This is a genomic window from Anaerosporomusa subterranea, from assembly GCF_001611555.1.
In the GTDB taxonomy this organism is placed as follows: Bacteria; Bacillota; Negativicutes; order Sporomusales; family Acetonemataceae; genus Anaerosporomusa; species Anaerosporomusa subterranea.
The window spans coordinates 125,663-146,406 of record NZ_LSGP01000013.1 but is presented as its reverse complement, the minus strand read 5'-3'; the positions used below and the strand labels follow the sequence as shown (position 1 = coordinate 146,406).

The following is a 20,744-nucleotide window of genomic DNA, read 5'->3' as shown; positions in this document are numbered from 1 at the left end:
ACAGAGCTGCATTTTAACCCAAGTTGGACAAAGAACGAATAAAGGAGATCGAATGCAGTTGCTTATCTAAACGATGAGCCAAGAAATGCAACAGTAAATTCTCAACCTCAGCAACTGCGCTCGCCGAAGTAGTAAAATGCTCAGGCTCGAGCAAATTTAGTGTAAACAATCGTTTAAGGAGAACGCAAGAAGACTCGCTCAAGCTGAGATGATCAAGCTGACGGCAACTGGGGCAGGAAACACCTCCTGCGTCCGGGTCAAACGCCGGCAGCAGACATTGGTCATCTCCGCAAATGACGCAATGATCAAACTCAGGTTGATAACCAGCTAGTGATAGCAGTTGCCAGCAAACTGCCAAGGCGGCGATGCGGGGGTTGCGCTCTGAAAGTAAGTGTAAGGCTGAGCACAACGTATCAAAAGCCTCGGACTGACTTTCTCGTTCAGGCCACAGTTCGGCCGCAGCTTCAACCACTAAAGCCGAGTAAGCCATTCTGTCAAGATCTTCTCGTAATACACGGTTAGACTCCTTCAAACTGGCTTGCCGGAGCACATCGAGGTTCTTCCCAGTGCCAAGCACAACATCAATGTGTGAAAACAGTTGGATACAACCAGACAGCTGGTTTCTAGCCTGTCGTAAGCCAAAAGCTAAGGCCGTAATTTTGCCAAATTCACGAGTAAATAGGGTTACGATTTTATCTGCACCTTGCCAATCGCGGATGCCTAGCACAATCGCTTCGGCCTGATATTGCTTCATGTCTCTGGCACTTGGCTAGTTTGACTCTCGTCAACCGCCTTCGCCTGAACGCGAATAACGCGAAATCCGGCAGCCTTTAAGACGGTAAATTGATACTCGCCAATTATGATCTGGTCGCCCACTTCCGGGCGTCTGCCCAGCAGAGCGAAAATATAGCCGCCGATCGTGTCTTCCTCATGGTCCTCGAGCGGGATATCAAGAACTTCAGCCACATCCTCAAGCAGCATGCGACCATCGAATTCATACACACCATTGGGCAAGCGTTCCATCTCGGTATCTTCGTGATCATGTTCATCCTGGATATCACCAACAATCTCCTCGATAATATCCTCCAAGGCTACCAAACCGGCGGTGCCGCCATATTCGTCAGCGACCACCGCTAAATGGGTTTTCTTTCTACGCATCAGTTGCAGTAGTTTTGCCACTGACATACCCTCAGGCACAACCAAAATCTCGCGCATAATAGTACGCAAATCAATTTCTTGCTGTTGAAAAATACCAGCATCCATTAAATCACGAATATGCACCATGCCGAGAACATGGTCTTTATCTTTGTGACATAGGGGGTAACGGGTATGCCCGGATTGACGGACGACTGTTAGATTTTCTTCCAGTGGGTCCTCGAGAAACAGACAAATCATATCCTGTCTTGGCACCATGACTTCTCTGGCCAAACGATCAGCGAAGTCGAAAACGTTGTCGATCAGTTCGCTCTCCATCTGGTTTAATATTCCGCCGCGCTGGCTGGCACTAACAATCATCCGTAGCTCTTCTTCTGAGTGGGCAATCTCCGAGTCTTTGGCTTGTTTTACACCCATCAACTTCAGAATAGCCCAGGCAGTGTGGTCAAATATTGTGATGATTGGATAACCGATTTTGTGAAACAGGTACAGCGGCCAAACGACAAGCAAAGCCATACTCTCCGCCCGCTGGATCGCGACCGACTTGGGTATCAACTCGCCTAACACAACATGCAGCAGCGTGACAATCGTAAAACCAATGACAACACTGACTGTGTGCAATAACAACACATTGCCAGGAAAGTAGTAATGCATCAACGGCTCAATCAACGAAACAATCGCTGGTTCGCCGATCCAGCCCAACGCTAGCGAGGCCAGGGTAATCCCTAGCTGAACTGCACTCAGATAGCTATCAATCGAAGAGGCGACTTTTAACGCAAGCATCGCTCTCCGATCTCCCTGTTGACTAAGCTCTTCCAGACGGGTCTTGCGTACTTTGACAAACGCAAACTCAGCCAACACAAAAAAGCCGTTGACTAATACTAGCAATAACGCAATAAATATCTTCACTATACTATACGAAACAGAGTCGATAGAGCATCTCCCCTATATGTTGGTCGCCTTGCCGGTATCCGGCATAATGGCGCCCGCTGTCAAAACATATTGCAGGGCACTTTCGCTAGTCACATCTAACGCGATGACGTCCTGCTTGGCAACAAGTATATTGACCCCGGCAGTCATGTTGAGACTTAGCGGCACAAACACACATACATGTTCCTCATTAAAATGCTGTGCCAGCGGTACTGATAGCTCTGGCATCAAAAAGCCCAATGCCTTAACTCCCTGATGTGGATAGGGAACCAAAACCGCATTTTTTAACAGTTGCTGGGACTCAAACAGAGCGGTGGAAATCTTTTTGACACTATTGTAAATGAATTTGACTACCGGAATCGATCCAGCTAAGCGCTCACCCCATTGCAACACCTCTTTGAGTAGCCAATGGGACGACAACCAGCCAGTCAGCACCAGCAATATCACGACTGCCAGCAACCCGATACCTGGGAAATGAATGGATTGCGGCAAATGGCGTCCCAGAATGTTTTCAGCAAACGAAAAAATCTGGGCAACCACGAAAATCGTGATCGCAATCGGCACAATAATGATAAGACCGTTTAAAAAATATTTTGAGATTGACTTCATACGTCTTCCTTTCCTTCACTCTTTAACCAATCATATCATTGCGCTGTATAGCGGTCAATAGATTGATAGAAGGCAGGCAGCACGCAGATTACGCCCGAAACTATTCATAACCAAATGAGCGCAGAACGCCATCCCGATTACGCCAATCTTTTTTCACTTTAACCCAGAGGTCAAGAAAAACTTTTGAACCGAGCAAGTTTTCGATGTCGGCGCGGGCTAAACGGCCGATTTCTTTCAGCAAAGCGCCGCCTGCTCCGATAACGATGCCTTTTTGTGATTCGCGTTCGACATAGACCACTGCTCTGATGTACACATCTTCGTTGGCACGTTGAGCAATTTCTTCAATATCAACTGCGATGGCGTGCGGAATTTCTTCCCTAGTAAGGGTGAGGACTTTTTCTCTGACCAATTCAGCGACAATCAAGCGTTCGGGTTGGTCTGTTACCATGTCGTCAGGATAGTATTGCGGTCCAGGCGACAGGCGGCTTTTTATCTCTTGCACAAGAGCGGCAAGGTTATCCTTGCGCATCGCCGAGATCGGGACAACCGCGGCAAATTGATAGTGAGCCCGATAATTGTCAATAATCGGCAACAGCTTTTCTTTTTGGACCAGATCGATTTTATTGACAGCGAGGATAACCGGAGTTTTAACAGCAGCCAAGCGTTCCAGAATATATTTTTCGCCTGCTCCCATTTCTTCTGTCGCATCGACAACAAAGAGGATGACATCAACCTCTTTCAGTGTAGTTTCAGCTTGCTTGACCATGTATTCACCAAGTTTGTGCTTGGGTTTATGAATACCCGGGGTATCAATAAACAGAATCTGTGAGTCGCTTAAAGTCAGCACGCACAGTATTTTGTTGCGGGTAGTCTGCGGCTTGTCCGACATAATGGCAATTTTTTGACCAATCAGGCTATTGACCAGAGTGGATTTACCGACATTTGGTCTACCGATGACGCTAACAAATCCAGATGTATATGAATCAGATTTCATGTGGTTCAACTCCCCATATCGTTGCTGCTAAATGCGTACGGCAGCAGTTCGTTAAATTTGATGGTATGGCTTTCACCGCTGATATTAGCCATCGTGACAGTCTCGACGTGAAATTCTGCCATCACTTGGCGGCAAGCGCCACAGGGCGCGGTAGGCCCAGGTGTATCGGCGATAACGGCTAAGGCAGTGAGGCGTTTTTCGCCAGCGGCAATCGCCTGGAAGATGGCGGTGCGCTCAGCGCAAACTGTTAAGCCGTAGGAGGCGTTCTCGATATTGCAACCGGTATAGATTCGCCCGCTGTCTGTCAATACGGCAGCGCCAACAGGGAAATGGGAGTACGGAACATAGGCAAGTTTCCGTGCCTCACAGGCAGCTTGAAGCAGATCTGTCATGGCGCTCTCCTCTCAAAATAATCGTGGAACAAATAAATAATACCCCACCGCCAATGCGATAATCGCTGCGGCCAACACAGCGCCAGCAGCGGTGTCTTTTGCGGCTTTAGCAAGCGGATGATAATGTGGGCAGGTTAAATCGACTAGTTTTTCCACAGCTGTGTTCAGCAGTTCCGCCACAATGACCAAGCCTATTGTCAGCAGCAGCACAGCCATTTCGCCAGCAGGTAAGCCCAGCCGCCAACCCAAGCCACAGGCGCTGATCGCCATCAGCAGATGAATCCGCATATTGCGCTGGGTTTTGAGACAGTATACCACTCCTTGCCAGGCATATTGAAAGGAATGGAAAAATGTGCGGCGCATGCTGCTAGCGCCCGATGCCCAGAAGGCCGAGGACAGCTTCTTCTTCCTGGCGCATCTCTGCCCTATCATCTTCTGTTTCATGGTCATAGCCAAGCAAGTGTAACAACCCGTGCAAGGTTAAGAATGCGACTTCGCGTTCCAGGCTGTGCCCGTACTCTGCAGCTTGTTCTGCAGCTTTCTCCAGCGAAATGATGATATCGCCCAATAAGTTCTCAGGCGGACCATCAATGATCGTGGGCTCATCACCTTCATTGAGTGCAAAGGAAAGTACGTCGGTCGGCATGTCTTTGCCCCGATAATCGCGATTAAGCGAGTGGATTGTGGCATTATCAGTAAACAATATACTAACCTCAGTTTGTGGTGATAAGTCATAGACTTCGGCAGTTTTATTGAGAACAGTACGAATGACTGACTCGAGGCCGTCTGGTACAACCAGCGATTCGGGCTGGCTACTTAGTACAACTTGCATGTTTATTCTTACTCCTCTCCACTACTGCTAAGCCTAAAAAGTCTGATATGTCGAAAACTTGTCCTATCACAGACAAACGGTATCAGTCAAGAAAATTTCATTGGGAAAAAACGTCGTCAAAAGCACCCGTCTCCAGTGACTGGGCAGCAAGCCACATTACGTCTGCTCAAACTGTTCATATGCCTTGATGATTCGGGCGACGATTTCGTGCCTAACAACATCACTGTCATTGAGATAAATCGCGCCGATGCCATCAATATTCTTCACAATACGAGTGGCAGTTTCGAGTCCCGATTTGTTAGATCGTGGTAGATCAACTTGTGTAATGTCACCGGTTATTACCATTTTAGAACCAAAGCCCATTCGGGTAAGAAACATCTTCATTTGCTCAGGTGTCGTATTTTGCGCCTCATCAAGAATGATAAAGGCATCGTCAAGAGTGCGGCCTCGCATGTAGGCCAATGGCGCAACTTCGATGATATTTTTTGTCATGTATTTTTGGAAGGTATCCATGCCCAATATATCATACAGTGCGTCATACAAGGGGCGCAAATAGGGGTCCACCTTATCTTGCAAATCTCCTGGCAAAAAACCCAGTTTTTCTCCAGCTTCGACTGCCGGTCTAGTCAAAATAATCCGTTCCACTTCTTTGTTCTTTAAGGAATGTACGGCCATGGCCACAGCAAGGTACGTTTTCCCAGTGCCAGCTGGCCCGATGCCAAACGTGATATAGTTCTGCCTGATCGATTCCAGGTAAATTCGTTGTCCAAGCGTTTTGGGCTTGATATGCCTGCCTCTGGCGGTCACCAGCACGGTGTCTGCAAGCATCTGATGCAAGCTGTCTCCTTTGCCTTCCTTTAATACTCTAATGCTATAGCGTATATCGTGCGAGGTGATGGTATTCCCCTCGCGGAACAAGTATAGCATCTCATTAAGCAGATTATAGGCTAGGTCCACTTCGACGGCCTCGCCTGTAATTGTAATCTCATCGCCGCGTGCGACGATCCGGCAACCAAACTGGTCACTGATCAGCCGTAAATGTTCATCCTGTCTGCCGAACAGAGCGAGGGCTTCCTGCGAATCGGCTAGTACGATTTTTTTCTCCGTAGATTGCTGCAATGCAAAGACCTCCTGTTTACGGATTGATGGGTTGGGGTTCGCCAATATCTTCAATGGTTTCGACATGTGCTGTTACCCTAACAAGCTTAGGTTCGGTCTGCTTAATAACTGCAATGTCATTGGCAAGAATTTGTGCTGTCTCGGGAATTTTTTGTCTGACAGCAGCTAGCGCTCTTTCGCGGGCAAGTTCTCTGGCTTCTGGCTCTCTCCGTGTCACAACTCTTGCTTGCAGCTCATGATAAGTATTGATAGTAGATTCGACAGTAAGCTCGCCATTCCTCCAATTTGGGAATTTTTTCTGTACTGTCACGGTTTCATACTGCGGAAAGGGCTGATTAACCGGGCGAGTCAAGAGCGCCTGCCAAGGGCCAACACGGGCTGTCACTGACGACGAATAATTGCCGGTACGTTCCCAGATGGTCTCTTCAGTCAGCGCTTCGCCATAGCCCTCATACCACACCCTGGCCTTGATAATGCCCTTAGCTCTGATCTGCAGACTCTTCGGTGATTGATTTTTTTCGTCTGGTTTACTCTGAACGACAGCGGGTTCGCTGATAACTCCTTTTATTAAGACATCACCACGCTTTACTGTCGCTCCTCGCGCTACAATGACCTCACCAGCTAATGCTATCGCTTCTACTATAATTCCATCCTTTGCGGCCACAATATGCGCAGGTGCTTTATCTTCTTCTTTTGCTACCGTTTTTTCCACCACTTCAATGACAACCCGGGTCCCCTGCGAATTGATACCAACCCAAGCCAATTCAGGCATTTCCAGCCGCATACGGCTTTCAAGGGATTTTTCCTGTAGCCGCTCCTTGGGCATTCCGGGCCGAAGTCCCTGTTCGTAGGCAACTGCCAATACGCGTTCTTTCGCCATTGTCTTTGTCCCGATAATGTCAATAAACCAGACATAAGAGGCCAGGTAATTCAGCAAAATAAAAAACGCGGCAATTCCTACCCATAGCATTTTCCTTCTCTGCAGCCGCTTCCATAAAAACGGCAGCCCGTCATAGTTTACAACCCGTATGCGACATTTACTCTTACGGACTAAGGGACGGAGGTCAAAGAAGTCGTGCAAAAAAATGCAAGCCTGCATCTTATCACCACGTTTGATTATACCCCATAAAAAAATCCCTTGCAGCATACACAGATTGATCAGTTTTTCCGGTGCTGCACCGCTTATCTCGATTTTCACTACCCCGTGGACAAATTTGCCGATTGTTCGCAGTAACACCGCTAGTCCCCCCTCAAGGATTGAATCGAATCTCGCTCATCGTTCCCTCGACCAGTATTTGTTCTACCTGCAGGTTGCCCAGGACGAGGTCTGAGCCATTAATTACGAGTTCACCCTGTTTCAGCCGTATGCGTACCAATTCAGGAGTGTATTCGATAATACCCTTGTGGTTTTCAACTAGCATTTGAATGTTACCCAACATCGTCATTCTCGGTAAGTCTAAAACGATGTCCTGGGGGAGCTCAAGCAGTCCAGCCAAGCGTTGCATCCTTCCTTTTTTTGACATGCATAGCGTCCCTCCTTTTACATCAAGATATGCGCTCCCAGAATCTTTCAGCACTCTCGGGCGTTGATATAAGTGAGCCTTGTCTTCGGTAGACCGAAGCCTTAGAGCGAACTTAGTTCGAGCTTACAGCCTGTTCTCGATCCTAGGAGCGGGATTATAGGTTGTGCGAAGATAAAGGCCCATCTGCGTTGGCACCCGCAAGGGGTATGCCGCCAACTCTAGAGCGCTAAAGCGCCGAGAGTTGCGCAATAGCCTCGCCAACCCATTGCTAGCGTACCATTTGTACGCGTCGCGGCTGGGTCGGCGAGGCTGCCTAGCATCTGGACCTTTCTGAACGCCCGGGAAAATTGTATTAAAGATTACGCGATTACGCTGGGAGCCAGAGCCACGAGCTGGCTGCCAGACAGCTTGGCATCAAAACGAGTGACCAGATAATCCTCCAATTTGTGCACCCTCACCGGCGCTGCAAAGCGCATGTAGTTAGTGGCCACAATCATTTCGCCGCAATCGAGATTCTTGATTTCGTTTCGTTGTTGTAAAATATCCTTGCGGCACATGGTCTCTAGCTTAGTGCGGTCACTCTTTGAAGCCAGACCGAGGATGAACAAGGTATTCAATTGTGATAGTACCTTATCAGCTAACAGCCGTGGCTGCTGGTCCACTACGCACAACCCCAGGTTAAACTTGCGCGCCTCACTAACAAGACGAGCAAACACGTTATTTGACGTATATTCTTTTTTACCGAGAAAGCGGTGGGCTTCTTCGATGACGATCATGACCGACTTATCCTCAGCGCTGCGTTTATTATCAGCACAGCGTTGCAACAGTTTTTTCGACAACAAGGTTGATAGTGCCTGTTCACCAACTGGAGACACATTTTTCAGCTGAATCAACGCAACCTTGCCTTGACGCAGACTATCCAGGATTTCGGCTACACAGGATTCTTCAGCTAAACCTAATTCCTGTTGCAGATTCCAACAGATGCTCTTGATCTTGCTCAGTGTCCGGGACTGGAACTTTTGACCTGTCGCTCCTGCCAATTCGTCGGCAATATCAGGAATCTCATAGCGCAGCATATAGGGCAGCCACTGTTCTTGCCAAACTGACGAGAGCTTGTAGAGAGCATCGAGCTGCGGTTCAGTAAAGGTTGCACAGGCTGTGACATCCTCAGGATCAACATCCGCATAGGCAATGTTGAGCTTGTTCTCATGTTCAGAATTAGGCTTGACGCTGAATACTTTTAGATTTTGACTGGCCATCGGGTGTTGGGCCAGGTCTCGATAATATTCGTCATGTACGTCAAAGATCAGCAGACCGTATTGGGCGCTTCCCAGTATTGAACTGGCCAGCACTTTCACGAGATTACTCTTCCCGGAGCCGGTTGTACCAAAAATGCCGATATGCTCAGGAATTGCCTTGGTTCCATAGATGCCGACAGGCAAATCCAGCACACCGCGGCCGCTTTTTAAGAAACCGAATTCAATATCACCTTTCAGCTCAGATAGTAGAGCCGTATCATCAGCTGTCAGCGCCCGGATCTCAGAGAAGAAATCCGGACAGGTCTTGGGGTTCCACAAGCTGCCTGCCGCGTCAGAATAACAGAGTTGTTCTGCTTTAGCGATTTTGACGGTATGATTGCCGCCTAAATAAAAATCCAGCTCTTCCTGATTAACCACCTGGCCCTGGTCATCGAGCTTGTTCATCAAATAGCCGACATTGTTAATACCTGACCAACGCGATTTTACCGAAAAGTCATAGGTGCGAATGTAAAATCGCTCGCCATTATGTCCTTCGACCACCAAGATATCGCCGAAGTCGACTTCCTGATTAGGAGCGACAACAAATTCGACATATGTTCCTTTGGCAAACGTCAAGCGTCCTTTGTAGCCATTCATTCGCTTCCCTCCCTATTTTCAATTCAAAAATAAAGTTCTCTTGGATATTGTGCTTCAATGAGCGCAAAAAAAAACAGGGGCTATTTTCCCCTGTCGTAAAGTTAACAATTACCATATTATAATGTTATAAGTCGTTGTGCCTGTTTACTGCCGCTTCCAGCCTAGCTTATTCAGAGAACGAGGCGGACCTAGAATTTCGGCCATGACCAAGCCATAAGCCAGATTACTAAGGGCAACTGGTTCATCAGCAGGCAGTGGCTGCGTCACAGTTGTCGATTGAGCTGTCGGTTGAGCTGCCGCGACAACGTTCGGCGCAGTCGTGGCAAAAGGCTGAGGCTTGAATGGTTGGGGTTTTCGTCCCTGACTGGTGGCTGGCGGATTTTCGGCTTTTGGATCTGTTGTCGGGAACTGCGGATATTCATACTTTTTTGGTTTACGCGTACGGCGCAGTACCTCAGGGATCACGTAGAGCGCAAACAACAAGAGCAGAACTAAAATATCCATAACAGCTTACTTGGCCGGTTGCGGTGGACCTGATTTGGCAATGGTTTCGCGCATTTGCGTATCGGCCAGCATATTATTCATGTTGTAATAATCCATGACACCCATGCGGCCGTTGCGTAACGCTTCGGCGAGTGCGTGTGGCACATCAGCCTGAGCCTCGACGACTTTGGCCTGCATCTCTTGCGTATAGGCTTTCATTTCTTGCTCTGTGGCAACAGCCATTGCCCGGCGTTCCTCCGCCTTAGCCTGGGCGATACGCTTATCCGCCTCAGCTTGATCGGTTAATAATTCTGCGCCAATATTACGGCCCACATCGATGTCAGCAATATCGATGGACAAAATTTCAAATGCAGTTCCAGCGTCCAAGCCTTTTCCCAACACAGTCCGAGATATGTGATCCGGATTTTCAAGCACTGCTTTATGATCGTCTGATGAACCTACGCTGGTAACAATTCCTTCACCAACGCGGGCAATAATGGTTGCTTCACCGGCGCCGCCAACCAGACGGTCGATATTGGCGCGGACAGTCACACGAGCCTTGACTTTTAACTCAATGCCGTTTTTGGCGACAGCCGAGACCATCGGAGTTTCGATGACGCGAGGATTTACGCTCATCTGCACGGCTTCGAGCACATCGCGGCCTGCCAGATCAATCGCGGCTGAGCGCGCAAAGGGCAAAGGAATCTCGGCGCGATGAGCAGCAATCAACGCGTCAACCACGCGGTCGACGTTACCACCGGCCAGGAAATGTGCTTCTAGTTGATTGACATTCACGTCAAGACCAGCTTTGTTGGCTTTAATCAGCGGTAGAACGATCTGGGCGGGCGCCACGCGCCGCAGCCGCATGCCGACAAGAGTAAAAATACCGACATTGACACCGGCGGCAATGGCAGAAATCCATAGGCCGATTGGAACAAAATGCAGAAATAATGCGACTGCAATAAAGAATACAAACAACGCGAAAACACTACTTACCAATGCTGTTATCATTATTAACCTCCCTTATTTTCGGTTACTGTTGCTCCGAGCTAATTGGCCTGACTACAATTCGATTGCCGGTCACACTCACCACCTTTACGCGGACTCCAGGTTTAATAAATTGGCCTTCAGATACCACATCCAGCCAATTTCCTTCAATTTCAACAATTCCTGCCGGTCGCAGCAAACTCGTCACAATGCCGGTCTTGTTAAGAAAGGCACTATAATCTTGGCTGCTGACATAGCCCTGCTGCGTATGTTCACTGTCTTTGAGCACTAGCCGCGACCACAGCTTGCTGGAGGGAAGCCGGCGCAGGATGACGAGAAACACAGCAATCGCAATCACTAAGCTGACAGCAAGTATGTTTAACGCCGCCACTCCTCCACCCAAGGTTAGGAAAATGCTGGAAAATATAGAGGCGATACCGGCAATGCCAAAAAAGCCCATTCCCGGTGTGTATAATTCAATGATAATCAGCAAAACGCCACCCATAAATAGCAGGATTTCCAACCAACCGGCCACGCCGGACAGCCATTGGCTACCAAAAAACAACGCTGCCGCAACCAGTCCGATCAGAGCGGCCACGCCCATGCCAGCAGTCTTAATCTCGGCCATCACCGCTAAGAATATAACCGAAAGCAACAAGGATTTCACTGTAGGATTAGACAGGAAGCCTGTTAGCTTCTCCGGCCATTCCTGCTGATATTCGACAACCGGCGCGCCGTTCAGGCCAAAATGATTCAATACTGCCGCGCGATCTGTGGCCACCAGATCGGCGTAGCCGGTTGCCTTTGCCTGATTGTCGGTCAAGGCCAGTATTTGCCCTGGTGCAGCATAGCCAGGCAATCCTAGTGTCTTGTCAACCATGGCCTCGGCAACCCGTGGATCACGGCCCGATTTACCGGCTGTAGCCGAAAACTCCGCCTTGAGCGCAGCAATCGTCTTCTCGGTGGCCGGAATCGGCTCAGCTGCGCCAATGCTGCCGCCAGGAACAATTGCAATATGCTTATGAGCTATTGCAATCAGCGCGCCGGCAGACCAAGCGCGATTTTTAACAAAGCAGATGGTTTTTAGTGGTGAATCGCTGATCCGATCACGAATACTGACTGCAGCATCAACCAAACCGCCAAAGGTGTCAATTTCCATGATCAAGGCCTGCGCGTTTTGACTTTCGGCCTCTAACAGCGCGCGGTGGATCAACGCAGTTTGACCAGCATCGATTTCGCCCTTTACGCTGACCACCACAACCGGCTGATTGGCGGCAGCGGCGGCAATATTCCATGGCAACACGAACAAAACTAGGAGCAGGTAAAGTTTTCGCAGCATATAACAGACACTCCCAATATGTAGTGAGAATAAAACTCTTCTTGAATCCAGCCTTCTTTATACTATTCGCCCGACTCAGACTGCAATCCTTCTTTATGTATATTCTGAATATTACCAATATGACTGAAAGGCTTGACCTGTCAAACAATGTATGATATTGTCTAATTTAGAGTTAAGTGAAGAATGTTACACAGCAATATTCGTAGCAACTTCCGTCCTAGGCTTCGCCTCTACACATTAACCAGTATTTGTAGCAGCAACTTTTAGCATACGCACTCTATTCGCAGCACTATCTGCCGTAATTACTTTTGTACTATCTAATCTCTTCATTCTTTGTACTACTTCTATGCAGCAATCTTTGTTCTTTTTATTTGCAAGCGTCGCAGTACTGATCATTTTCTCTTCACTTATACCACCTTTTAGGAGACAAGCACAAGCTTGTCTCCTTTCTCTTTTTAGGAGCAAAAAGATCCGGCGCATTACGCCGGATCTTTTTTAACTATTCAGTGCTTCGCGCACAAACTGATTGACAATTTTTCCGTCAGCGCGGCCCTTAACCTTCGGCATGAGCGCTGCCATTACTTTGCCCATGTCTTTCGGTCCGGCTGCGTTTGTCACCTGGACGGCTTCCTGAACCAGTGAACGGACTGCGTCTTCGCTGAGTTGTTGAGGTAAATAATCCATCAAGATTTCGAGCTCTTTACGCAAATTCTCCACCAGATCGGGACGATTGGCTTTAGCGAATTCCTCGGACGCATCACGGCGCATTTTAACTTCACGCGCCAGCACCTCAAGCGTTTCATCCTCAGACAGCTCATGCCGCCGGTCAATTTCGACGTTCTTGATGCTGGCCCGAACCATACGAACGACAGATAGCCGTAGCTTTCCTGCTTCTTTATCTTTCATGGCCTGCTTCATGTCTTCAACCAGTTTTTCCTTGATCGTCATTGCTGTATAACCTCCGAAACTCGGTTTCGATGGCGTGTCTTAGGCTTTGAACTTCCGTTTGCGAGCGGCTTCGGACTTCTTCTTGCGTTTAACGCTGGGCTTCTCATAGTGCTCGCGTTTTCTCACTTCGGAAAGAACACCAGCCTTTTGGCAGGTGCGTTTAAAACGGCGGAGCGCGCTATCTAGGGTCTCATTTTTACCGACTTTTACTTCTGACATGCAATATCCCTCCCTCCACATTGTCCTAGGGAAGTATATTCACCATTAATATACTCCTAAAAATTATACATGATAGTATAAGCGAATGTCAACCTCAACCTGGAGGCCAAGTCATAATCCTACCACCAAGCAGATGAAGGTGCAGGTGATGGACAGTCTGCCCAGCATGTTCTTTGGTATTGATGACAACACGAAAGCCCTCCTCAGCTAAGCCGAGTTGAGCGGCGATACGGGGAATCACACCCATAAGCTGAGCCATCAGCGGTGACTCTGGCGAGACCTCCAACAAATTGGCAACATGTTGTTTGGGAATGATTAAGACGTGGGTCGGAGCCGCTGGGTTGATATCGGGAAAGGCGATCACATGCTCATCTTCATAGATAGCTTGGACAGGGATTTCCTTCGCGGCAAGCTTGCAAAAAATACAATCGGTTTGCATACAGCACCTCCTCTCGCTACCAACGGTCATTATGGTGTATTCTGCTAAATCAAGGGCATATCCTTCCAAATAGGATAGCCAGCCCGAAAGATTTTATCCGATGACCAAGCCGCTCTAAGACTCCCATACTCTTCAAGCAAGAGTTAAGAGCGGCTAAGTCCCTTGATAAATTCAACTAAAGATTCCGATGGAGTTTAAACTCCACCAGAATCAAGTTTCATTTGATGAGCGCGAGCTAAGCAGAGTTCCTAGCAGACCGTCTTTATAGAGAGAGTCCAACCTGACACAGTGGATTTGACCCGCTAAATCGCTGGTTTCTTTTACATAGACGCGTAGATAATTGCTGGTGAGGCCTTCTGCCAGTCCGGGTTTTGCATGTTCAAAAAGAACTGTGCCCTGGTTGCCGACATAGCGGCGCCGATATTCTTTAGCCAGTATATCGCCGACTTCCTGCATCGCATGAGTTCGACGTTTTTTTTCTGCTTCGCTGATTTGTCCGGAATAGGTTGCCGCCGGTGTACCTGCCCGCGGTGAATAGGGAAACACATGAATCCTGGCCAGCGGCAATGTGGCAACAAAGGCAAGTGCTTGCTCAAACAGTTCCTCCGTTTCGCCAGGAAAGCCAACAATAATGTCGGTAGAAACAGCCAAATCGGGCAAACGCGCTAACAGTGCGTCGAGCTGACGCCGGAAGTCTGCAGTCGTGTAATGTCGGTTCATGGCTTGTAATACAGGATCGCTGCCAGCCTGCAAAGGCAGATGGAGATGGCGGCAGAAGCGTTCATCCTGCTCCATTAACCGGACAAGGCCGTCTGACACCTCGATCGACTCGAGCGAGCTCAATCGAACGCGTTGCAGTGTTGGCAGGGCTAACAGAGCAGCGACTGCATCTTCCAGACTGATACCGCCGAGATCCCGGCCGTAGGCGCCAAGATGGATACCGGTTAAGACAATCTCCTGAAAGCCAGCTGTGATCAGTTTTTCGGCTTCAGCAATCACGCTTGCTAGCGGTCGGGAGCGCAAATGGCCCCGGGTGTAGGGAATGATACAATAGGTGCAGTAATTATCGCAGCCTTCTTGGATTTTGAGAAATGCCCTGGTTCGACCCTGGCGTGAAAACAAGGGGATATCTTCAAATTCCCAGGCCTGCATGATGTCGCTAACAGCATTTACTTGCTGGCGTTGGTCGCGTGCCGCTTCGACCAGTTCAACAATGCGCCGTCTGTCTTGCGTGCCGATGATGAGATCGACGCCCGGAATCGCGGCAACCTGATCAGGCGAAATCTGCGCGTAGCAGCCTGTTACGACAATCATTGCCTCTGGATTCAATCTTGAAGCACGTCGGATGAGTTGGCGTGACTTTTTTTCGCCAACATGGGTGACAGAACAGGTATTAATGACATAGATATCGGCTGGCTCATCAGAATCGACAGCTTGGTAGCCTTGCTGGGCAAACAGGCCTTCAATGACTTCTGTCTCGAATTGATTGACTTTACAGCCGAGGGTAATAAAAGCTACTCGCGGCATGGCAAGCCCCCCAAATCTCCTAATTCATAAAGAACAATAGAAACAGCGGCCAAAGAAGCTGTTTCGGTCCTAAGTATACGCGGCCCCAAGGTCACACTCTGGCCGCCAAATTGCTGGCAAAGCTCCACTTCGGCCTGGCTGAAACCGCCCTCCGGGCCGATCAGCAACAGGTAGGAAGCTGCCGACGGCTGGCGCAGTACCTCCCGCAGGCAGACCGGAGTTTTTCCTTCATATAGCATAAGAATTACGGTATCGTCAGGACACTCTTGCAGCACCTGTTTTAGCTCACGAATCGGTGCAACAGTCGGAATACTGTCCCGTTTGGATTGCTTGGCTGCTTCGCGGGCGATGCTTTGCCAGCGTTCTACACGGTTAGCGGCCTTTTTCGCATCATAGCGAACCACTGAATGTTCGCAGACCATGGGGGCAATTGCGCACACCCCCAACTCGACTGCTTTTTGGATGATAAATTCCATTTTGTCGGCTTTTGGTAAACCCTGCGCTAAAATTAGGGAAACCGGCGGCTCTGCGCCGCCGGTTTTTAGTGATTCTACATAGGCAGTCACGTGGTCATTATCGACATGCTCTATTCTGGCTACGCCAACTCGGCCGGAAAGCCCGGCAACCTCAATGACATCACCTGGTCCCAGCCGAAGTACCTGACTGATATGACGAGCATCTTGACCTGATAGTTGTATCAGGCTGCTGGCTTCAATTGCATCAGCAAGAAAAAAACGACGCATTTACACACTTCCCTTGCTGGCGACCATAGCCGCCCAGCCACCTTCCTCAACGACTTTTTCAATCAGCAGTCCTTGTTCTAGCATAGCTGCGGTCACATCAGCTATGCGGTCAGCAATAATTCCTGACGCACAGATGTACCCGCCCTGCGTCAGTCGGTCAGGAACTTGCGGCAGCATCCGAATGATCACATCAGCGACAATATTGGCAACAATCACATCTGCCTGGCCTTCTACACCGGTCAATAAATCGCCTTGCCGGACACTAACAATCGCAGCGACTCGATTATTGTTGATATTTTCTTCAGCCACGTTTACCGCGACCGGATCAAAATCAACCGCCGTCACGCGGCCAGCGCCCAGCTTAGCGGCAGCAATCGCCAGCACGCCGGTGCCAGTACCGATATCAAACACGACACTTCCCGTCCTAATTACGTCTTCCAGACAGCGAAGACACAGAACGGTGGTATGGTGAGTGCCGGTTCCAAAAGCCATGCCAGGATCGAGTTCAATGACAACATCCCCCGGCAGCTCGGTATACTCTTCCCAGGACGGTTTGATGACGATCGTTTCGCCAACCTTAACCGGATGGTAATAGGCCTTCCAGGACATAGCCCAGTCTTCATCTTGCACTTCACGGCAAGCAATAGAGCCGCGGCCTTTATCAAGATCATGCAAAGCTAGATCATTGACTTGGCCTTCAAATAGACGAAGCTTGTCATCAAGTTGCTCGTCAACTGGCAGGTAAGCTTTGATGGTGACAACTTCCGGATTAAGGTCTTCAGGAATGTCACAATAGTCCCAGGTTCCCGAGCGCCGATAGGAATTCACAAGCTCCGGATCTTCGATCACCACACCGCTGGCGCCAAGCTCATGAAAAAGCTCGGCCACTGCTTCCGTCGCCTCATGCGAGGTCTGAATACTGATTTCTGCCCATTTCATGCCAAATCGCCCCCCGCTTCCTGCCGTTTCAGATGGTGCCGCCTAGAGCGTCCTTCATTTTTTTGAAGAAACCTTTTTCCTCAGGGTTGATATTTTCACCGCTAGCGCGGGCAAAATCCTGCAATAGCTGTTTCTGTTTTTCGCTGAGCTTATGGGGGGTTACTACTTTAATGCGGACATTCTGATCGCCGCGGCCATTGCCGCGCAGATAAGGAATGCCCTTGTCTTTTAACCGGAGCACAGTGCCAGACTGCGTGCCTTCCGGCACCCGCATCTTCACCTTGCCATCCAGGGTAGGCACATCAATTTCGTCACCTAGTGCAGCCTGCACGAAGCTGACGGGAACTTCACACAACACATCATTGCCTTCCCTAGAAAACAATTTATGTTGTTTTACAAAGATATACACATACAGGTCGCCCTGTGGGCCGCCACGCAAGCCAGCTTCTCCCTCGTGCGCGACACGCAGCCGCGAACCAGTATCGACACCGGCTGGAATTTTGACCTTGATTTTGCGGTTGCGCCGCACGCGGCCTTGCCCCTTACAATCGCGGCAAGGAGTATGGATGATCTTGCCTTCACCGTGACAGCGTTCACAGGCCCGGACATTGACCATGCGGCCAAAGGGCGTATTCTGAATCACCTGGGTCTGGCCTGAACCTTTGCACTGCGGGCAAGTCTCCGGATGCGTGCCAGCAGCTGCGCCTGAGCCATGACAGGTTGTGCATTCTTCTGTGCGCGGTATTTGGACTTCTGTTTCTACACCGAACGCTGCTTGTTCAAAACTGATTTCCATATCAAAGCGAAGATCGGCGCCTTTTTCCGGGCCGTTTCGCTGACCACCACTGCCACCAAACCCTGACTGACCGAAAAACATATCGAAAATGTCAGAGAAGCCGCCGGCGCCGCCGCCGAAGGGATTATACCCTCCGGCGCCGCTTTGTCCGGCTTGGAAAGCGTCGTGGCCGAATTGATCATATTGGGTGCGCTTTTGCGAATCAGACAACACCTCATAGGCTTCATTAACTTCTTTTATATTGCGCTCGGCCTCTTCTTTATTGTCCGGATTGAGGTCAGGATGATATTTGCGGGCCAACTTCCGGTACGCCTTTTTTAGTTCATCCTCCGTAGCCGTCTTTGGCACGCCGAGCACTTCGTAAAAATCTCGTTTGCTCACTCTAACACCGTCCCAACCGGGTTATTTCTTTTCGTCATCTACCACTTTGTATTCAGCATCAACCACTTTTTCACCTTTTGGCGCGTCTTGTGCGCCTGCACCGGCGGCTGCGCCTGGGTCAAATCCTGCGGCCCCTTCTTGCGGACCAGCATTTTTATATACTTCAGATGCCAGCTCATATAGCGGCTTTTGCAGCTCCTCAGTGTCTTTTTTGATCGCCTCGACATCGGAGCCTTTCAGCGTTTCTTTGAGCTTATCGGCAGCTTTTTGCACATTGTCGGCGAGTGCTTTATCGGCTTTGTCGCCCATTTCTTTGATGGTTTTTTCGGCATTGTAGACAAGCGAATCAGCATTGTTACGCACTTCGACTTCTTCTTTGCGTTTTTTGTCCTCTGCGGCGTTGGCTTCGGCTTCCTTAACCATACGTTCCACTTCGTCTTTGTTCAAGCCGCCGGAGGAAGTGATGGTGATCTTCTGCTCTTTGCCTGTGCCGAGGTCTTTGGCAGACACATGGACAATACCGTTGGCGTCAATGTCAAAGGCTACCTCAATTTTGGGCACGCCGCGCGGTGCGGGCGGAATTCCCGATAGTTCGAAGCGACCGAGGGTCTTATTATCTCTGGCCATTTCCCGCTCGCCCTGCAGCACGTGAATATCAACAGACGGCTGATTATCAGACGCAGTCGAGAAGGTCTGCTTTTTCGAGCTAGGAATGGTGGTATTGCGGTCAATGATTTTGGTGAACACGCCGCCAAGAGTTTCAATGCCAAGAGAAAGCGGAGTAACATCAAGCAAAAGGACATCTTTTACTTCGCCAACCAATACGCCTGCCTGAATAGCAGCACCGACGGCGACGCATTCGTCTGGATTGACGCCTTTGAACGGTTCTTTCCCAAGGAATTTTTTTATTGCTTCTTGCACAGCAGGAATCCGGGTAGAGCCGCCAACAAGTATGACTTTGTTGATGTCTTTCGGGTCAAGACCTGCGTCACGCATCGCCTGACGGGTTGGTCCCATCGTCGATTCAACAAGATCGGAAGTCAGTTCATCAAATTTCGCCCGGGTTAGGTTGATGTCAAGATGCTTCGGTCCTGTTTGGTCAGCCGTGATAAACGGCAGGTTGACATTTGAAGTTAACACGCCTGACAACTCAATTTTCGCTTTTTCAGCCGCTTCTTTCAACCGTTGCATAGCCATACGGTCATTCGAGAGGTCAACGCCCGATTCTTTACGGAATTCGCTGACCAGCCAATTCATCACTCGCTCGTCGAAGTCATCGCCGCCCAGGCGGTTGTTACCGTGAGTGGCCTTGACTTCAAATACGCCGTCACCCAGTTCGAGAATTGATACGTCGAACGTGCCGCCGCCGAGGTCAAATACCAAAATCGTGTGATCTTCACCTTTATCGAGACCATAGGCCAGCGCGGCAGCCGTCGGTTCGTTAATGATCCGCAGCACCTCGAGACCGGCGATTGCGCCGGCATCTTTGGTTGCCTGACGCTGACTATCGGTGAAGTAGGCCGGAACAGTGATGACTGCCTGTTTGATAGGTTGACCTAAGTACGCTTCGGCATCCTGCTTGAGTTTTTGCAGGATCTGAGCAGAGATTTCTTGCGGGGTGAAGTCTTTATCATCTATACGGACTTTATAGCCTGTTCCCATGTGCCGTTTGATCGAACTAATGGTGCGATCCGGATTGGCAACAGCCTGACGCTTAGCAATCTGTCCAACCAGCCGCTCACCGTTTTTTGCAAAGCCGACGATAGACGGGGTTAAGCGACTGCCTTCCGCGTTGGCAATAACGAGAGGTTCGCCGCCTTCCATGACTGCGACAACCGAATTTGTGGTTCCAAGGTCTATACCAATTACTTTAGCCATATACAATCTTCCTCCTCATATCTGTTCTGTTATTGATTATTGCTAATGGGTTGACACTTTGACCATGCTGGGTCTAATTGCTTTGGCACCTAGCGTATAGCCGCGCTGGAACTCTGCGAGCACGGTCCCTTCTGGGCTATTCTCGTCAGGCGCGGTCATAACAGCTTCGTGCAAATTGGGGTCAAACGCTGCGCCGACTGCATCAATCGGGCGAATATCCAGCTTCTCCAGCGTTGTCATGAACTGCTTGTAAGTCAGCACTACACCATCCAGTATAGCGGCAGCATCCTGCGTTGCGCCAGCAGAGCAGGCGCGTTCAAAGTTATCAATTACTGGTAGCAGCTTCACGACGATCGCTTCGGTAACAACTTGCGCCAGCTCTTCTTTCTCAGTCTTAGTTCGGCGGCGAAAGTTATCAAAATCTGCTTGTAAGCGTTTATAGCGGTCTGTCTGCTCTTCCAGCAGTTGATTCTTATCTTCAACCAATTTCATCATACGCTGTATTTCTTCTGGGTTGAAGCAAATCTCCTGGTTTGCGTCTGCAGCTTGCTCCATGACTTCTGCCTCTACGGCAACTTGTTCTTCGGCTTTTCGCTTTTTTTGCATTAAGTTCACC

Annotated in this window: 23 protein-coding genes; all 23 read right to left on the bottom strand. The window is 49.4% G+C overall.

Annotated elements, in window-relative coordinates:
• Positions 1–13: 13 nt before the first annotated feature.
• The gene (gene recO / locus AXX12_RS04245) at positions 14–754 is read right to left on the bottom strand and encodes a DNA repair protein RecO (protein ID WP_066238619.1); all 741 of its coding nucleotides are present in this window, start codon (positions 752–754) and stop codon (positions 14–16) included.
• Positions 751–2,052: a hemolysin family protein gene (locus AXX12_RS04240; RefSeq protein WP_461781728.1), complete on the bottom strand. Its 1,302-nt coding sequence runs from the start codon at positions 2,050–2,052 to the stop codon at positions 751–753. The genes recO and AXX12_RS04240 overlap by 4 nt, the downstream gene beginning before the upstream one ends.
• Before the next feature lie 48 nt (positions 2,053–2,100).
• Entirely contained in the window at positions 2,101–2,694 is a 594-nt protein-coding gene (locus AXX12_RS04235; RefSeq protein WP_066238613.1) for a DUF502 domain-containing protein, read from the bottom strand.
• Positions 2,695–2,794: 100 nt separating this feature from the next.
• Entirely contained in the window at positions 2,795–3,688 is an 894-nt protein-coding gene (gene era, locus AXX12_RS04230) for a GTPase Era (protein ID WP_066238610.1), read from the bottom strand.
• Between the two features lie 5 nt (positions 3,689–3,693).
• Positions 3,694–4,080, bottom strand: coding sequence for a cytidine deaminase (locus AXX12_RS04225; RefSeq protein WP_066238606.1), 387 nt, complete (start codon positions 4,078–4,080; stop codon positions 3,694–3,696).
• A gap of 12 nt (positions 4,081–4,092) precedes the next feature.
• Positions 4,093–4,443 (bottom strand): diacylglycerol kinase family protein, encoded by a 351-nt coding sequence (locus AXX12_RS04220; protein ID WP_066238603.1) that lies wholly within the window; start codon positions 4,441–4,443, stop codon positions 4,093–4,095.
• A gap of 4 nt (positions 4,444–4,447) precedes the next feature.
• Positions 4,448–4,912: an rRNA maturation RNase YbeY gene (gene ybeY, locus AXX12_RS04215; RefSeq protein ID WP_074431333.1), complete on the bottom strand. Its 465-nt coding sequence runs from the start codon at positions 4,910–4,912 to the stop codon at positions 4,448–4,450.
• A gap of 156 nt (positions 4,913–5,068) precedes the next feature.
• A complete protein-coding gene (locus AXX12_RS04210) occupies positions 5,069–6,031 on the bottom strand; it encodes a PhoH family protein (RefSeq protein ID WP_066238598.1) in 963 nt (320 codons plus the stop codon).
• A 16-nt stretch (positions 6,032–6,047) separates the two neighbouring features.
• On the bottom strand, positions 6,048–7,268 hold the full coding sequence (yqfD, locus tag AXX12_RS04205; protein WP_066238595.1) for a sporulation protein YqfD: 1,221 nt from the start codon (positions 7,266–7,268) through the stop codon (positions 6,048–6,050).
• A gap of 13 nt (positions 7,269–7,281) precedes the next feature.
• Positions 7,282–7,554 carry a sporulation protein YqfC gene (gene yqfC, locus AXX12_RS04200; protein WP_082816705.1) on the bottom strand — a complete coding sequence of 91 codons (273 nt, stop codon included), beginning with the start codon at positions 7,552–7,554 and terminating at the stop codon, positions 7,282–7,284.
• Between the two features lie 359 nt (positions 7,555–7,913).
• On the bottom strand, positions 7,914–9,449 hold the full coding sequence (locus AXX12_RS04195) for an ATP-binding protein (protein WP_066238592.1): 1,536 nt from the start codon (positions 9,447–9,449) through the stop codon (positions 7,914–7,916).
• A gap of 144 nt (positions 9,450–9,593) precedes the next feature.
• Complete coding sequence (locus tag AXX12_RS04190) at positions 9,594–9,953, bottom strand: hypothetical protein (protein ID WP_066238589.1); 360 nt, start codon at positions 9,951–9,953, stop codon at positions 9,594–9,596.
• A 6-nt stretch (positions 9,954–9,959) separates the two neighbouring features.
• A complete protein-coding gene (gene floA / locus AXX12_RS04185) occupies positions 9,960–10,943 on the bottom strand; it encodes a flotillin-like protein FloA (RefSeq protein ID WP_197470637.1) in 984 nt (327 codons plus the stop codon).
• 22 nt (positions 10,944–10,965) lie between these two features.
• Complete coding sequence (locus tag AXX12_RS04180) at positions 10,966–12,258, bottom strand: NfeD family protein (protein ID WP_066238583.1); 1,293 nt, start codon at positions 12,256–12,258, stop codon at positions 10,966–10,968.
• Positions 12,259–12,753: 495 nt separating this feature from the next.
• Entirely contained in the window at positions 12,754–13,206 is a 453-nt protein-coding gene (locus AXX12_RS04170; RefSeq protein ID WP_066238578.1) for a GatB/YqeY domain-containing protein, read from the bottom strand.
• 39 nt (positions 13,207–13,245) lie between these two features.
• Positions 13,246–13,425, bottom strand: a complete 180-nt coding sequence (rpsU, locus tag AXX12_RS04165) for a 30S ribosomal protein S21 (RefSeq protein WP_066238575.1) — start codon at positions 13,423–13,425, stop codon at positions 13,246–13,248.
• A gap of 94 nt (positions 13,426–13,519) precedes the next feature.
• A complete protein-coding gene (locus tag AXX12_RS04160) occupies positions 13,520–13,864 on the bottom strand; it encodes a histidine triad nucleotide-binding protein (protein WP_066238572.1) in 345 nt (114 codons plus the stop codon).
• A gap of 210 nt (positions 13,865–14,074) precedes the next feature.
• Positions 14,075–15,391, bottom strand: a complete 1,317-nt coding sequence (gene mtaB, locus AXX12_RS04155) for a tRNA (N(6)-L-threonylcarbamoyladenosine(37)-C(2))-methylthiotransferase MtaB (RefSeq protein WP_066238569.1) — start codon at positions 15,389–15,391, stop codon at positions 14,075–14,077.
• Positions 15,379–16,134: a 16S rRNA (uracil(1498)-N(3))-methyltransferase gene (locus tag AXX12_RS04150; protein WP_066238566.1), complete on the bottom strand. Its 756-nt coding sequence runs from the start codon at positions 16,132–16,134 to the stop codon at positions 15,379–15,381. Before AXX12_RS04150 ends, mtaB begins: the two co-directional genes overlap by 13 nt.
• Positions 16,135–17,073 carry a 50S ribosomal protein L11 methyltransferase gene (gene prmA, locus AXX12_RS04145; RefSeq protein ID WP_066238564.1) on the bottom strand — a complete coding sequence of 313 codons (939 nt, stop codon included), beginning with the start codon at positions 17,071–17,073 and terminating at the stop codon, positions 16,135–16,137.
• 28 nt (positions 17,074–17,101) lie between these two features.
• Positions 17,102–18,250: a molecular chaperone DnaJ gene (gene dnaJ / locus AXX12_RS04140; RefSeq protein WP_066238561.1), complete on the bottom strand. Its 1,149-nt coding sequence runs from the start codon at positions 18,248–18,250 to the stop codon at positions 17,102–17,104.
• 21 nt (positions 18,251–18,271) lie between these two features.
• Entirely contained in the window at positions 18,272–20,128 is a 1,857-nt protein-coding gene (gene dnaK, locus AXX12_RS04135) for a molecular chaperone DnaK (RefSeq protein ID WP_066238558.1), read from the bottom strand.
• A gap of 42 nt (positions 20,129–20,170) precedes the next feature.
• Positions 20,171–20,734 (bottom strand): nucleotide exchange factor GrpE, encoded by a 564-nt coding sequence (gene grpE / locus AXX12_RS04130; protein WP_066238555.1) that lies wholly within the window; start codon positions 20,732–20,734, stop codon positions 20,171–20,173.
• Positions 20,735–20,744 lie beyond the last annotated feature (10 nt).